The organism is Mammaliicoccus sciuri (genome assembly GCF_025561425.1).
Lineage (GTDB): Bacteria > Bacillota > Bacilli > Staphylococcales > Staphylococcaceae > Mammaliicoccus > Mammaliicoccus sciuri_A.
Genome location: NZ_CP094824.1, coordinates 1,713,080 through 1,729,361 on the forward strand (window position 1 = coordinate 1,713,080; position 16,282 = coordinate 1,729,361).

The window sequence follows — 16,282 nt, forward strand, 5'->3', positions numbered from 1 at the left end:
ATTTTTGTAAAGTGCTAATACCTGAAGAAATAGTATGAATGAGAGAATACAGGCTCTAGCCATACTCTAGGCAAGCATGAACGAATAAAACTCATAGATTATAAAAATAACACCTCATTTGCTGAATAAATCAGTAAATGAGGTGTTAATTAATTAGAGTTAGGATTTATGTCTAATATTCTTTTTACTTCCTAATATTCTCAGATAGTAAACTATACATAAATTGATCACTAATTTCATATATAACAGGTTTACTTTTAATTTTGATTAATTTTTCTTCATGGCTAGAAATAACATTATTAATCTTTCCTCTTGAATAACCTGAAGCTGTTTGTAGTTCTTTCAAAGTAATTCTTGAATATTTACTGCCAAATACTTTATCTTGCAGCAAAATATATAATATTTTATATTCATACTTATCATAATGTTTGTTGTGTAATGCTAATTGTATTTTATTAATAATGTTTATATTCTCTTCAAAATTGTCAATTATATTTTCTTGTCCTTCTATTAAAATACTCAACATATCATCAATAAAATTAGTTAATTCACCTTTATTGAAATAATTCGAAGTATCAACAAAAGCTTTGTAATATTTAGACTTGTTATTATTTACAGAATATGAAAATGAAAGTGCTGTATATGGGTCTAATAAATCGTTTAATTTTCTAGCTATTATATATCTACCAATACGCCCATTCCCATCATAAAATGGATGTATATATTCAAAAATATAATGACTCGCTAAAATTTTAATGAGTTCAGGTGATTCATTACTTTTTATATAATCTATAAGCTTTGTTAATAATTCTATCACTTTAGATTCACTATATTCATTTCTATGAACCCATTGATTTTTAGAATGATCAAATACACCTATACTACTAGCTCTATACATCTTACCGTCAGGATGTTCATCTTTTTTGATTTCATCAGAAACAATTTCATCATATATTTTTCTGAAATCTTCAACAGAATTTAGTTCAAGTCTTCCAAATTTCATCATTAAATACTGAGTGACTAATCCAGTAAACCTTTTATCTTTTTTACTTGTATTATTTAATGCTTCAGCTATTTCTTTTTTAGTACTTTTAATATTTTATATTTCGTTCGTACTTTGTAATTCGTTAATTAATAACTTATTAATATATGCATGCGTTGCTATTCTAGGGAGATTAGCAGATAATTGTTTGATTTTAGGTGAATTTAAAAGAATTCTTTCATACTGCTTAAACAAACTTTTATTTATTGAATAAAATAATGGATATTGTATATCGAGTAATTGTTTCTCATCTTGCATGGGACTAATGTTTATATCTATTAAATAACTTGAATAATGTTTGATTCTCATATCATATTCTGCTTACATAACATCTGTTCCAAATAATAGAAAAATCGACTTAAGTGATTTATACTTCATGTTTTAACTCCTAAATAATCAATAAACACCAAATATTCTTCCTGCTAATCCGAGTACGACGAGTATGGTTGCTATAAACCATTTATTTTGAGCGTCTTTCATATTACTAATGTTAGCGCTAATTTTTTGATCTACTAAATTGATAATATATTCTTTTAATGATTCAGATTCTCTCATTCTTTGATGACTTTCACTTTTAATATCATTCTTCAATTCATTTTTTACTTCTCTTAAAGAGCTTTCTATTAGATCAAATCTTGTGTTCATATGTTTTTCTAGCATTTGAAATTCTGCTCTAGTTACGTAGTCATTATTCATATATCACACCTCACTTTATATAAATCTACTATGAATGGTATTATCGTTTTCAGTATAAATTACATTAAATATTTTTCCACTTCCATATTATACATATATATTATACTACAATTTTGTATTGTGCAAAAGTCATTTTGATAACAACATAAAAAAACCCTAACCGCATTCGGTTAGGGTTTTTAAAATTTGAGAACTCTTCTACTTAGCGTATTCAGTAGCTCTCATTTCCCGGACAACTGTCACCTTAATATGCCCTGGATATTGTAATTCGCCTTCTATTTGATCTTTAATATCTCTAGCTATTCTATGTGCTTTCAAGTCGTCAATATCTTCAGGAGAAACGATTACTCTAATTTCTCTACCTGCTTGTATTGCGAATGCTTTTTCAACACCTTGATAACCTTCTGATATTTCTTCTAATCTTTCTAAACGTTTCACATAATTTTCTAAAGTTTCTCGTCTAGCTCCAGGTCTTGCAGCACTTAACGCATCTGCTGCTGCTACCAGTATAGAAATAACTGATGTTGGTTCTACATCCCCATGATGTGAGTGTATTGCATTTATGACTGTATCATGTTCATGATATTTCTTTGCAAGTTCAACCCCTATTTCAACATGGCTACCTTCAACTTCGTGATCAATAGCTTTACCAATATCATGTAATAAACCTGCACGTTTTGCTAAAGTAACATCTTCACCTAGTTCAGCTGCTAACATTCCTGAAAGTTGTGCAACTTCTACTGAGTGTTTCAGTACACTTTGGCCATAACTTGTACGATATTTCATACGTCCTAAAATTTTAACCAATTCTGGGTGTAAGTTATGAATACCTAATTCAAATGTCGCTTGTTCACCTGATTCTCTCATTAGGTCATCCACTTCTCTTCTCGCTTTTTCAACCATATCTTCAATTCTACCTGGATGGATACGTCCATCAGATACTAAATTAGTTAAGGCTGTCTTAGCGATTTCTCTTCGAATTGGATCAAATCCAGATAATATAACCGCTTCTGGTGTATCGTCTATAATTAAATCTACACCTGTTAATGTTTCTAAAGTACGAATATTACGACCTTCACGACCGATAATACGTCCTTTCATCTCATCATTTGGTAAATTAACTACCGATACAGTCGATTCTGAAGTATGATCTGCTGCTAATCTTTGTACAGTAATAGACAACAGTTCTTTAGCTTTTTTATCGACATTTGCTTTTAGTTCTCTTTCTTTTTCTTTTACAAGTACAGCAATATCATGTGACAGTTCTTCTTCTACTTGTGAGAATTGCTCTTTACGAGCTTCTTCACGTGTGAGTCCGGAGATGCGTTCTAGTTCTTGTTCATGTTTCATTATTATTTCTTGAACATTACTCTCTTTTGCATCTACCTGTTGTTGTCGCTTTTCAATTTTAGCTTCTTTGTTTTCTAGAATTTCATCTTTTTTGTCTAAAAGATCAGATTTGCGCTCTAAATTTTCTTCTTTTTGAAGTAATCTTGCTTCTTGCTTTTGTAGGTCACTTCTTCTCTCTCTAATTTCACTATCAAGATGATCTCTAATTTGTTGATTTTCTTCTTTTGCTTCAATCAACTTTTCTTTCTTAAGACTCTCAGCTTCTTTATTCGCTTCACTTATAATATAGTGAGCAGACTGACGAGCTTGATCTTGCTTTTTCGTTAAGCTATTATGTGCGAAAAAGTATCCTACAACAACACCTAGAATAACTCCTAGCAAAATGAGTAAGAGGGTTAATAAGTCCACATAAACACCTCCTTCTATCTAGGTTCTACGTCTTATATATACAAAAATATGATTAAATGAAACTATGGAATCATACAACTCAATTGTACGTTTAAATTTGTACAAGTGTCAAGGACATGGACTTTAATTTTTAATTCTATTTTTATAAAAAAACATTCTATAGATTACACAATGAAACGTAATCAATAGAATGTTTAATTTAATGACAAAATACTATTTAGTCTAATAAAGTTTCTTGTTCAGGCTCATTAGGTTTTTCTTCTTTTTTAGCTTCTTCTTTCTTCTTACCGTTAAAGCCTAATTGATTTCTTAAGATTCCATCAATTTCTTCAATAATAGCTGGGTTTTCTTTTAAGTAAGTCTTAACGTTTTCTTTACCTTGACCCATACGTTCTCCGTTATATGAATACCAAGCACCTGATTTATCTACAATATCAAATTCAACTGCTAAGTCGATTAATTCACCTTCACGTGAAATACCTTCACCGTACATAATATCAACTTCTGCTACTCTGAATGGAGGCGCAACTTTGTTTTTAACAACTTTAATTTTAGTACGGTTACCCACTACTTCTTGACCTTGTTTCAATTGTTCAGCACGACGTACTTCTAAACGAACAGAACTATAGAATTTCAACGCACGTCCACCTGGTGTAACTTCAGGATTACCGAACATAACGCCAACTTTTTCACGAATTTGGTTGATAAAGATAGCTGTTGTATTTGATTTAGAAATAGCACCTGATAATTTACGTAAAGCTTGACTCATTAATCTTGCTTGTAAACCAACGTGTGTATCTCCCATTTCACCTTCAATTTCAGCTTTAGGTGTTAATGCAGCTACAGAGTCGACAATAACAATATCAACTGCACCACTACGAACAAATGCTTCTGCAATCTCTAAACCTTGTTCACCGTGATCAGGTTGTGATAAATATAGGTTATCAATATCTACGCCTAAGTTTTTAGCATAAACAGGATCTAGTGCGTGCTCAGCATCAATAAAAGCAGCTACGCCACCTTGTCTTTGTGCTTCAGCGATAGCGTGTAAAGCTACTGTTGTTTTACCAGAACTTTCTGGTCCATATATTTCAATGATACGTCCTTTAGGGTAACCACCCACACCTAATGCTTTATCAAGTGTGATTGAGCCACTAGAAACTGCTGATACTTCTCTACTTGTATTATCCCCTAGCTTCATTACTGCCCCTTTACCAAAGGATTTTTCCATATTCTTAATTACTGTATCGAGTGCTTTTTGACGTTCGTTCACGCGATAACCTCCTATATATATAATGAATTTACTTGTTTAATTAGCTATTATTACTATAAATGCTTTTGTTCTAAATTGCAAGCATAAAGCGAATATTTGTTCGTGTTTTTGTACGCATTTTTTAAAATTAAGCGAACATAAGTACCGATTTTATAAATTATTGCAAGTTACCTTAATTGGTTCAAAAACTTTATAAGTGCTATATTGCTTATTCTATCACGTCTTCCAGCATATGATTGACTTAATGACGAAATAAATTTTTCCGTTTTTTGCATATGTGAAATATATACTGTTGATTCTTTATGATCTTGTTTTAACACGATAACACTTTCCACATTAAATGTTGATTTTAACGTATTAGCAATTTGTTCAATTGAATCATCTTGACTAATATTCAACATTTTATCAGTCCATGAATTTTGTAAGAGATATGATTTTAAATATTGTTTGCTATCTTTAGAAATCTTAAGTCGCGCATTTAATACCCCATCTGTAATGCCATCATAGATAACAAGTGGTTGGTCTAATTCATTAAATACAGCATCTTCAACTGTTAAATCATCAATACCGTAATAAAATTCGCCTATTCTATTTAATATTTCTGTTTTAACAGGCTGGATTAAATCTATCGCTTGTTGTTTAGTATTCGCATTAGCTGTAATACGAAGTGATACTTCATGTTGACCAGCAAGTGGTGCAATTGTAGGATTGGATTGATTATCTATTAAGTCAATCAACTCTGTTTCCAAACTAGATTCACCAATACCCATGAATTTCAACGACTCTGAAAAGATCACACGTTCTTCATTTAAGAAGAAAGGTACAAGATATTGATTGACCATTGGTTGAAGTTCTTTCGGCGGACCAGGTAATAATACGACTTTTTTGTCATCCAGTTCTAAATACATGCCTGGTGCCATACCAAAGTCATTTTTAAGTACTTCACTACCTTCAATAACAAGTGCTTGTTGTCTATTGTTAGGTGTCATCGTACGGTTTTCATTTTTAAAATATTGTTCAATCTGATCCATAGCTTGTTTATTTGTTTCTAGCGATTTACCTAATACTTTACCAACAGTTTGTTTTGTTAAATCATCTTTCGTAGGTCCTAAACCACCTGTTAAAATCACAACGTCATGATGCGCTAATTCTTCTTTAAAAGTACGTTCTAATCTTCCAGGATTATCGCCTACAGCAACGTGTCTCATAACACTTGCACCGAGTTCATTAAGTACTTTTGATATAAACTGTGCATTTGTGTTAGCAATTTGTCCTAATAAAATTTCAGTACCTACGCTTAAAATACTAACTTTCATACTTTTGCCTCCTACAGAAAAACCTACAAACGAAATGTTGTAGGTTAAAAGTTGTTATTATTTTGATCCTTTAAATATATCTCTACCATGATAAAAATACTCTATACCAGATAGAATTGTAAAGAAAGTAGCAATATACATGAGCCATTGCCCAAGATTAATTTGCCATAAAGTAGAGAATGGTTCTTGTAATAGGATAAATACGATTGCAACCATAGTGACAGCCGTTTTAATTTTACCTAATTGACCAGCTGCACTTACAAAGCCTTGTTCAATTTGAAGTAATCTTAGACCTGTTACAGCAAATTCTCTAGCAATGATGATAATAGCAATAACTGATGATACTTTATCAAGTTCTACTAATGCAATTAATGCACTCGCTACTAATAATTTATCAGCTAGAGGGTCTAAAAATTTCCCCATGTTTGTAACAAGTTCCCATTTTCTCGCTAAATAGCCATCAAACCAATCTGTAACAGAAGCTAAAATAAATATAATACCAGCTATAAATTGTTCTATTCTCATTTCTTGTCCAAATAAGAAATGCATGTCACCCATATTAAAATCTACAAGTAAAAATAAAACAAATACAGGTATTAAAATAACACGTAATACTGTTAATTGATTAGGAATATTCATATTCGTTCTCCTTCTTTTCTTACAACTGCATAATAATACTATTATAAATCAATACTATATATAATTAAATGATAATTATTAATAATATCCATCCAATTAAACATATACCAAAGAACGTAACCATTTGTGTTATGAGTTTAGCTACCATATTATTCTCTGATATTTCAGTTTGGCTTCTTTTTTCTTGCGTAAGCTGTCTAAAAGCTTCTTTAGCAGAAGGTGCTGTTTTTGGCAATTCACTTTGATGTTTATCAATTAATTCAGGTGCACTCATATTGATTGCCGAAGCATATTTCGTTATAAAACCTCTTGTATAATCGGGATTTGGTAGATTTTCAAATTCATTCTTTTCAATCATCATTAAAAATGGTCGTTGTATCTTTGTTTTTTCTTCAAGTTCAACTAAAGTCATCCCTAATTGTTCTCTTTTACTTCCTAACGTTTCTCCAATATATTTCAAATATATTCACCTCAAACAATTTATTCAAAAAATCCAAATCCATCTCCAAATGCCATATTGTCATTTGTAAATAAATCATTTTTATTTAATTGCTCATATGTAATTTCTTGGTCTTCTGTTTCTCTTAGTTCAATAATATAATCAAAATCTTCAAGGCTATATTCAGAGCGCTGTACAAATAAATCAGGATGTTCTACTACTTTAATTGTTGGTAAACTCATAACTTCTCTAACGAGTTGTTTATGCTTTTCGTCGGTTTGTTTAGACGTTACAGCCCCATCAATAATATAAACATTTTCATCACTATATTCACCTTTTAATAAAGAGCTTCTTACAGTTTGCTTAATAAGTGTTGAACTAATAAACAACCATTTTTTATGGGCACACACACTTGCGGCAACAACCGATTCAGTTTTACCTACTCTTGGCATACCTCTCACACCAATCAGTTTATGACGGTTCTCTTTAAACAGTTCTGCCATAAAATCAACTAGCAAACCTAAATCTTTTCTTTCGAATCTAAATGTCTTTTTGTCATCAACATCTCGTTTAATATATCTACCATGTCTTACCGCTAATCGATCTCTTAAGCCAGGTGTACGTAATTTTTTAATTGTGATATCATCAATTTCTTTAACAATATTTTCAAAACGTTTAACTTTATTCATATCATCTGTCTTAATGAGTAGCCCTCTTCGGCCTTGATCGACACCGTTTATCGTAATAATATTAATACCTAAAATACCAAGCAAACTAGAAATATCCCCTAATAAACCTGCTCTATTTACTTGTATATCGTATTCTAAGTACCATTCTTTTTTAATGACTTCTTCCATAATATCCACCCCAATATTAAATATACCATCCTCCGTTTACACGAAGTACTTGACCGGTCACACTTTGAGATAACGGATTTAATAAATATCCCACCGTTGCCGCAACTTCTTTAGTTTGAACAAACCGACCTTGTGGTATTTCATCTTTTAATTGTGTTTGTGTAATTTCATCAAGTTCATCTGTCATTTTACCATGAACGACACCTGGACATATAGCATTTACTGTAATAGATGTTAAAGCAAGTTCTTTTGCTAAAGATTTAACAAAACCAAGTTGAGCTGCTTTCATTGTTGAATAGATTGTTTCGTAACTTGCACCAGTCTCTCCCCAAATAGATGATATAACAATTATTCTGCCATTTTCACTTTTTCTAATATCATCAACAAATAATTGAACAATTTTTATGAGCGCATATACATTCAAGTTATATTGAACATCAATATCATCATCTGTAAAATCTTGAATCGCACCAAATGACGATTGCCCAGCTGCATATATTAATTGATCAATATGTCCGATTGATGTTAAAGATTGTAAATTATCTTTGTTTGTTAAATCGAATTGTAGAAAAGTAACGGGTTTACCGGCATACCTTTGTTTAAGTTCATTAATATTAGATCGATTATAATGCAGTATCACTTCATGACCCAGTGATAAACATTCATAAACAATCGATAAGCCAATGTCACCACTACCACCAACAATAAATGTTCTAGCCATTTTGTTTCACCAAACGACTTTCTACAACATGATCGAAGTCTATTAACGAAGCCAATGTTTCTTGTACACTTTCTACTGTTATAGATTCTAAAATGTTTACAAGTTCAAATAGTTCTACACCTTCAAAATAGAATTTAGTATATTGATTTGCAATATACTCTGGAGAATTTAAGCTTGATACAATTTCCCCTAAAGTTTGTTTTCTTACTCTTTCTAACTCTTCTGACACAAATCCATTTTCAATATATTTCTTAAGTTCCGCTTTAACCGCTTCTTTAAATTCATGATGATAATCAGTTGTCACAGCTAGAATTAAATAACTATATGTCATTTCGTTAGCAAATTGATAACCAAACGTATCGTCAATTACTTCTTTTTCTAAATTTGATTGATAAAATTCAGTTTGTTCACCAAACATTAAATCTAAAGCAATCATCATTTCCATATCATTTTTGACGCGAACTTTATCAGAAATTGTATTAGGCTTGAATTTATATGCCAACATTGATTTTTCTTGTACAATATCCATTTTCGTTTCGACATAAGGTGTATGAACAGATGTCGGTTCGTCTATGGCTTTTCTCGTAATAGGTGGCATTTCATGCATATTTCTTTTGGATTCATGTTCACGCACTAATTGTATAGTCTCATCAGGATTAACATCTCCAACAATGATTAACACCATATTTGCTGGATGGTAAAACGTTTCATATGATAAATATAAATCTTCTGCCGTAATGTCATAAATACTTTCAACAGAACCTGCTATATCCACTTGAACAGGATGATTATGATAGAGTGCACCTAAAGTTTGGAACATTAATTTATAATTCGGCTGTTCTTGGTACATTTTAATTTCTTCAGCGATAATACCTTTTTCTTTTTCTACTGTCTTCTCAGTAAAATATGGACTTTCAATCATCTTTAATAAACGAATAATATTATCGTGCACATTACCTGTCGCACTAAATAAATAGCTTGTTCTATCAAATGTTGTAAATGCATTAACTTGTGCATCATTTTCAGCGAAACTTGTAAAGACATCTCCATCTTCTTTTTCGAACAATTTATGTTCTAAGAAGTGTGCAACCCCGTCCGGAACAGTTACAAAATCATCTTTGCCATGTGGTTTAAATGTGTGATCAAGTGAACCGAAATGTGTTGTATATGTCACAAAAGTCTTTGAAAAACCTGCTTTTGGAATAACTACTACTTTTAAACCATTCTCTAAAGTCTCTTCAAATACAGTTTCATCAATCTGTTTATAATATTGATTACGCATTGTTATCACCTTCAGTCAGTATATATATTGTATCTAATTGTCCAAGTTGTGCGATCTTTTTAATGTCTTCAATAGTGATAGATTCAATTTCTTTAATCCACTCATCATAGTTATAAACGGATTGATATCTCGCATGAGTATGTAATAAGTCAATCATTTGTCGTTGCTTATCAAACATTTCTCGTGCATGTGAGATTAAGACTTTCTTCGCTAACGTCAATCTCTCTGTTTCAATTTCACCTTGTTGAATATCTTTAAATATATTTAAAATTGTTTCTTTAGCGACATGTACTTTATCTTTAGAGATACCACCAACTATATATAAGAATCCATTTCTTGCATCAATTTGAGAATGTATTGAATATGCTAAACTTTGTTTTTCACGTACTTCACTAAATAAAATTGAAGAAGCATCTCCACCAAGTAACATATTTAACACTAAGAATGCATAATATTCTTTAGAATGGAATGTTATTGGGAACCTATATCCCATATTTAATTTTGCTTGATCAATCTTTGTATAATCTACTATTTCTTTTACTTCTTTAATATCTTTTAATAATGTCGTTTCGATTTCTAATTGACTATTATGATCGAAATTAAAATATTCATGACATAATGATTTAACTTCATCTAATTCAATATTTCCAATAATATATGTAGATATCGCATTCTCATGTAACAAATCATGATACGTATTTACTAAAGATTCAGGCGTTACATTATCAATGTCTTCTAGTCGACCTGAAGCTAAATATTTATATGGCTCATCTTCAAACATATGGTTCATAAATTGAATAAATGCGCGTTGTGATTTGTTGTCTTCAATTGCAGTTAATTTTTTATGTAATAAGGATTTTTCTTGCTTCGTATATTTTTCATTAAATTTCCCGTTTTCAATAAGTGGGTTAAAAATCACTTCGTGCAATAACTTAACGGCTTGCTCAAACAGTGGAATTTCACTATTTAAATACTTTTCATTTACGATTTCAATACCAATTGTCATAATATGATTATTAGCTTGTTTATTGACATAGCTAAATAAATGCGCACCATATAAGTCCGCAAGCAAATTATTCATTTCTTTATCAGTTTGGTATTGTTTTGTAACACGTGTAATTAATTTACTTAAAATTGACCTAGATGTAATCGTCTCACTGTTTAATGGTGCTACAAATTTAAAAACGATAGTCGTTGTTTTAAATTTTTCAGTTGGTATCACATAAACGTCATTTGAAGATAATTGTATATGTTCTGTTGTTATCATAATAGATACCTCTCTTATATGTATGTATATAGAGAAACAAAGCAACAATTGTTACTTTGTTTCTCTCAATATATTTATTATATCCTATTTCTTGTAATTCGAAACTTTACAAGACTGCTTTTAAAATAATTTAGTGAATAAAGAACAGGTGTACCATGTTCATTATAATGAATTTGTGTTAATAACATCATTGCATCATCTGGCTCAGAATTCAATATTTCACTAATATACGGCTCATAACTAATAGATTCAATAGATGTATTAGCATGTGTTATTTTAAATTCTACTTTACTTTCAATTGCGGATAAAATAGATGAGTTGGATCGGTAGTCACTGCACGCGAATAAATCAGTAGCAATTTTATCTAAACAATACACGACCGGTTCACCGTTAGCTGTACGTACTCTTTCAATAACTGAAATATATGCATCTTTTTCTAAGTTTAATACTTCTATATCTTTTAAAGTTGCAACTTCTTCATCTAAACTAATAAATTCAGTGCCAGCAACTTCACCATTCTTTTCAATCATTTTTGTAATACTAACTAATTCGTCTAATGGATAATAATATGGTTGTGTAGGTTTCACCACTGTTACGTCGCCTGTTTTTTGAGATAAAATTTGTTCCGTGACAAGTTCATGTATGGCTTTTTCGATTTCATCATAATTTATATTTAACAGCTTTTTAATTTCAAACTCATTCGGAATAGCATCTCCCGGTTTAAGTTCAGCTGTTTGAATTTTTTCTAATATCCAATTTTTAACGAAATTTGTACTTGCATTTGTAGACATAATATCCCCCTATTCGTCTTGATAAACATCAACCAATACTTGTCTAGGTTTACTACCTGATTGAGGACCAATAACACCATTATTTTCCAAATCATCCATTAACCTAGATGCCCTATTATAACCTATTCTAAATCTTCTTTGTAATAAACTCGCACTTGCTTTTTGTTCTTCTACAACAAATAAATATGCTTCTTTATATAAAGCATCTTCACTTTCCATTTCATTTGCTTCTGTTGGTTCGTCAGGTTCCATCTCTTTAACATAGTTCGCTGTTTGTTCTCCAACAACATGTTGGACAACTGATTCAACTTCACCATCAGAAAGAAATGCACCTTGTATTCTAGTTGGTTTTGAAGAATCTCTAGATAAGAATAGCATATCACCTCTACCTAGTAATTTTTCAGCACCACCACTATCTAAAATTGTTCTAGAATCTGTTGCAGAACTTACTGCAAATGCAATTCTAGAAGGTATATTAGCTTTAATACTACCCGTGATGACATCAACAGATGGTCTTTGTGTTGCAATAATTAAGTGAATACCTGCTGCACGAGCAAGTTGTGCGATTCTCATAATGGATGATTCAACATCTTTACCAGCAACCATCATTAAGTCAGCAAGTTCATCAACAATGACGACTATATAAGGTAATTGTGCTTGTTTTTCTTCCATTTCTTGATTCGTACGTTCAATGAATTGATTATATCCTTCAATATTTCTTGCACCAACGTGTTGGAACAAGTCGTATCTTTTTTCCATTTCGGACACAATTTTTTGTAATGCTTGATTTGCCTTTTGAGGATTTGTAACAACAGGTGTTAATAAATGTGGCATACCGTTATACACATTTAATTCGACCATCTTAGGGTCAATAAGCATTAATTTTACTTCATGTGGTTTAGCATTCATTAATATACTTGTGATAATACCATTAATACAAACTGATTTACCACTCCCTGTAGCACCTGCTACGAGTAAGTGAGGTAATTTGTTTAATTCTGCTGTAATCGGTTCACCTGAAATATCTCTTCCTAAAGCAACTTCAAGTTTATTTGATGTTGGTTTTGCCTCATTCAGTACTTCTTTCAGCGTTACCATTGAAATATGTTCATTAGGTACTTCAATCCCAACTGCCGACTTACCTGGAATAGGCGCTTCAATTCTAATATCTTTTGCTGCTAAATTCAGTGCAATATCATTACTTAAATTGACGATTTTATTTACTTTCACACCTTGTGCTGGCTGTACTTCGTATTGCGTAACAGCTGGTCCAATTCTTATTTGAGTTACTTTCGCATCGACATTAAAGTTTCTTAACGTAGCTTCGAGTAGTTTCCCTTTTTCTTGAACGGTCTTTTTAGACACAGATTGTGATTTAGGTGGATCATTTAAAATCGTAATCGGTGGTAATTTATAATTTAAATTCTCTGTCTCATCTATTGTTGATTCATTCATTTCAGGTTCATGATTATCATGCTCTTTTTGAACCGTTTGTTTAGGTTGTTGTGCCCTTTTAGCAGCTAACTTTTCTTGTGATTCAAAGATTGGAATTTCTTCATTAGTTTGTTGTTGGTCATTTTTAGAAATTTCTTGAACTGGTTCGACTTCTTCTAAATGTGAAACGTCTTTAGGCTGCTCTTTTTGACGCTTTTCTTTTTCTAGTTGTTTAGCTTTCGCTTTTTCTTCTCTTTTTTGTTTAAGGTTTGTCATTTTTGATTTAGTTTTACTTTGCGCCATATCAAATGCTGATTTCGTAATATCACGATGTCTTTTCTTCATGATTAAAATGACACTAGAAAGTAAAACGAGTATCGTTAATAAACTATATCCAAAGACAGAAATAAGCTTGCTTATGACATTAAATGCATAATAACCAATATAACCACCACCGTTAAAGTAAAATGCATTTCGTTCTAAACTTGAATATGTTTCACTCAATGTTGCCTTAAACGTTTTAAACGATGGATCTTTGAAATATAATACTAACTGCATAATAAATAGCAATGCTACTTGAAAGACGAGCAATCCGTTTACTCTTCTTGTGAATTTTAATTTACCATTCACTGTTATTAATAGTGAAATAATCGCTATCAGTATATAGGTGAAATATTTTGAGAATCCAAATAAGAAATGAAAGAAGCTATCAATCATTAAACCTATAAATCCTAATTGAAAAATACCTAACACGAGTAAAAACAACACAATCATCTGTATGACGTATTTTAATGTATTATCTTTTTGCTTTTTCTTGCCACGTGTTGTTTTTCTTTTACGTGTTGCTGGCTTCTTCTTTTGTACCATTTTTGAAATAGCCTCCTTATCTATAATGCAAAAAGAGGCTGGGACATAAATAGATGTCTCAGCCTCATATAGTATGTAGGCAGTTAATGAACAAATAACATGTACGACACATTATTTGTTCATCTTTGCCGAGATGGAAAAACCCATTATATTGATATAGAATTTAGTCTCATCTCTTGACTGTTAAAAATCATCCATAAAACAATTCATTAGATTTCTGAAATAATTGGAATAATCATCGGGCGACGTTTCGTTTGTTCATATAGATACTTACCGAGTTTATCACGCATATTTTGTTTCATTTCAGACCATTCAATTTTCTTTTGAAGTAAACCTTCTTCAACAATTTCACGGACTTTTTCTGAAGCATCGTTTAATAATTCTTCGCTTTCTCTAACATAAACGAATCCACGTGATTGAATTTCAGGTCCACCAACGATTTTTCTATTTTTAGGATCTAAAGTTACAACAGCAATAAATATACCATCTTCAGCTAATAAGTGTCTGTCTCTCAAAACAATATTACCGACGTCTCCAACACCGATACCGTCAATTAATACGTTACCAGCTGTAACTTTTTCATTAGCAATCATTTTTTCGCCATCAAAATTAACAACGTCACCTTTTTCAAGTAAGAAAATTTTCTCAGGATCTACGCCTGTTTCAGCTGCTAATTTCGCATGTGCGATTTGCATTTTAAATTCACCTTGTACTGGAATAAAGTATTCAGGTTTCATTAAATTAAGCATCATTTTAAGTTCTTCCATACAACCATGACTAGATGCATGTGTTTTTTTGTTATTAGGCATAATGTGTGCGCCAGCTTTAACTAATTCATTTAAAGTTTGACCAATAATCACTTCCATATTAGCAGAAGCTGTTGTAGAAATATAAACATTGTCGCCTTCTAAAATATTTAAAATAGGATGTCTTTGTTGAGCCATTTGACCTAATGCTTCAATCGGTTCACCTTGCATACCTGTAGCAATAATAATTAATTCATTTTTAGGATATTTACTAATGTCATGCACAGGTACTAAAAGATTTTCTGGAATATTGAAGTAACCTAATTTACGTGCAACATTGAAAGAACTTTCTAAAGAACGTCCTAAGAATGAAACTTTACGGTTTAATTTACTAGCCGCATTCAGTACTTGTTGAATACGAATAAAGTTAGATGCATAACAAGACACGATAATGCGTCCGCTTGCTTTTGCAAATTCATCAACCATATGACTCTCGATTACATTTTCAGGAACGTTATAGCCAGGCTTTTCCGCTTCTGTTGAATCACTAATCAACGCAAATACGCCATTTTGACCAATTTCAGTCATCTTAGCGATATCTGGTGCATAAGCACCTTGTAAACTTTGGTCGAATTTAAATTCTCCAGTATAAACGATTGCACCATATGATGTATGGATACATACACCTAAACTATCTGGGATAGAATGTGTTGTATTAAAGAATGTCACGTTAACGTTTTTAAATCTCATGACAGAATCTTTATTTACTGTATAATAACGTACTTTTTTATTGATTTTTCTTGCTTTCATATGATCTTTAACTAATGCGATCGTCAATCTTGATCCGTATACTGGTGCATCAAGCTTTTCAAGTATATAACTTACAGCACCGATAGAATCTTCATGTCCGTGTGATAAAAAGATACCTTTAAGTTTATCTTTATTCTCAATAACATATTGTATGTCTGGTATAACAACGTCTACACCTAACATTTCGTCTTCTGGAAACATTAAACCAGCGTCTAACATGAACATTTCTTCGTCCACTTCAACGATATACATGTTTTTTGCAATTTCTCCTACACCACCGAGTGGTGTGATACGAATTTTATCATTTTTCTTTTTTATTAAACTCAAAATTGTTCCTCCTAAAT

15 protein-coding genes are annotated in these 16,282 nt (G+C 31.4%); all 15 read right to left on the minus strand.

Annotated elements, in window-relative coordinates; all coding sequences use genetic code 11:
* Window positions 1-184: 184 nt before the first annotated feature.
* A complete protein-coding gene (locus MUA60_RS08845; protein ID WP_262647947.1) occupies window positions 185-1,003 on the minus strand; it encodes a Fic family protein in 819 nt (272 codons plus the stop codon).
* A 96-nt stretch (window positions 1,004-1,099) separates the two neighbouring features.
* The gene (locus MUA60_RS08850) at window positions 1,100-1,351 is read right to left on the minus strand and encodes a hypothetical protein (RefSeq protein WP_262647949.1); all 252 of its coding nucleotides are present in this window, start codon (window positions 1,349-1,351) and stop codon (window positions 1,100-1,102) included.
* Between the two features lie 87 nt (window positions 1,352-1,438).
* Window positions 1,439-1,738, minus strand: a complete 300-nt coding sequence (locus MUA60_RS08855; protein ID WP_262647950.1) for a hypothetical protein — start codon at window positions 1,736-1,738, stop codon at window positions 1,439-1,441.
* Between the two features lie 198 nt (window positions 1,739-1,936).
* Window positions 1,937-3,496, minus strand: coding sequence for a ribonuclease Y (gene rny, locus MUA60_RS08860; protein WP_262647951.1), 1,560 nt, complete (start codon window positions 3,494-3,496; stop codon window positions 1,937-1,939).
* 217 nt (window positions 3,497-3,713) lie between these two features.
* Window positions 3,714-4,727, minus strand: a complete 1,014-nt coding sequence (recA, locus tag MUA60_RS08865; RefSeq protein ID WP_262650606.1) for a recombinase RecA — start codon at window positions 4,725-4,727, stop codon at window positions 3,714-3,716.
* A 209-nt stretch (window positions 4,728-4,936) separates the two neighbouring features.
* Window positions 4,937-6,085 (minus strand): CinA family nicotinamide mononucleotide deamidase-related protein, encoded by a 1,149-nt coding sequence (locus MUA60_RS08870; RefSeq protein WP_262647952.1) that lies wholly within the window; start codon window positions 6,083-6,085, stop codon window positions 4,937-4,939.
* Window positions 6,086-6,142: 57 nt separating this feature from the next.
* Window positions 6,143-6,724, minus strand: coding sequence for a CDP-diacylglycerol--glycerol-3-phosphate 3-phosphatidyltransferase (gene pgsA, locus MUA60_RS08875; RefSeq protein ID WP_262647953.1), 582 nt, complete (start codon window positions 6,722-6,724; stop codon window positions 6,143-6,145).
* A gap of 64 nt (window positions 6,725-6,788) precedes the next feature.
* Window positions 6,789-7,184: a helix-turn-helix domain-containing protein gene (locus tag MUA60_RS08880; RefSeq protein ID WP_262647954.1), complete on the minus strand. Its 396-nt coding sequence runs from the start codon at window positions 7,182-7,184 to the stop codon at window positions 6,789-6,791.
* A 20-nt stretch (window positions 7,185-7,204) separates the two neighbouring features.
* On the minus strand, window positions 7,205-8,020 hold the full coding sequence (locus MUA60_RS08885; protein WP_025905363.1) for a YmfK family protein: 816 nt from the start codon (window positions 8,018-8,020) through the stop codon (window positions 7,205-7,207).
* Between the two features lie 16 nt (window positions 8,021-8,036).
* Window positions 8,037-8,741, minus strand: a complete 705-nt coding sequence (gene ymfI / locus MUA60_RS08890) for an elongation factor P 5-aminopentanone reductase (protein ID WP_262647955.1) — start codon at window positions 8,739-8,741, stop codon at window positions 8,037-8,039.
* Entirely contained in the window at window positions 8,734-10,023 is a 1,290-nt protein-coding gene (yfmH, locus tag MUA60_RS08895; protein ID WP_262647956.1) for an EF-P 5-aminopentanol modification-associated protein YfmH, read from the minus strand. Before yfmH ends, ymfI begins: the two co-directional genes overlap by 8 nt.
* A complete protein-coding gene (gene yfmF / locus MUA60_RS08900) occupies window positions 10,016-11,290 on the minus strand; it encodes an EF-P 5-aminopentanol modification-associated protein YfmF (protein ID WP_262647957.1) in 1,275 nt (424 codons plus the stop codon). Before yfmF ends, yfmH begins: the two co-directional genes overlap by 8 nt.
* A 77-nt stretch (window positions 11,291-11,367) precedes the next feature.
* Window positions 11,368-12,081 carry a GntR family transcriptional regulator gene (locus tag MUA60_RS08905; RefSeq protein ID WP_037587813.1) on the minus strand — a complete coding sequence of 238 codons (714 nt, stop codon included), beginning with the start codon at window positions 12,079-12,081 and terminating at the stop codon, window positions 11,368-11,370.
* Window positions 12,082-12,090: 9 nt separating this feature from the next.
* Window positions 12,091-14,382: a DNA translocase FtsK gene (locus tag MUA60_RS08910; RefSeq protein ID WP_262647958.1), complete on the minus strand. Its 2,292-nt coding sequence runs from the start codon at window positions 14,380-14,382 to the stop codon at window positions 12,091-12,093.
* Window positions 14,383-14,591: 209 nt separating this feature from the next.
* Window positions 14,592-16,265 carry a ribonuclease J2 gene (gene rnjB / locus MUA60_RS08915; RefSeq protein ID WP_262647959.1) on the minus strand — a complete coding sequence of 558 codons (1,674 nt, stop codon included), beginning with the start codon at window positions 16,263-16,265 and terminating at the stop codon, window positions 14,592-14,594.
* Window positions 16,266-16,282 lie beyond the last annotated feature (17 nt).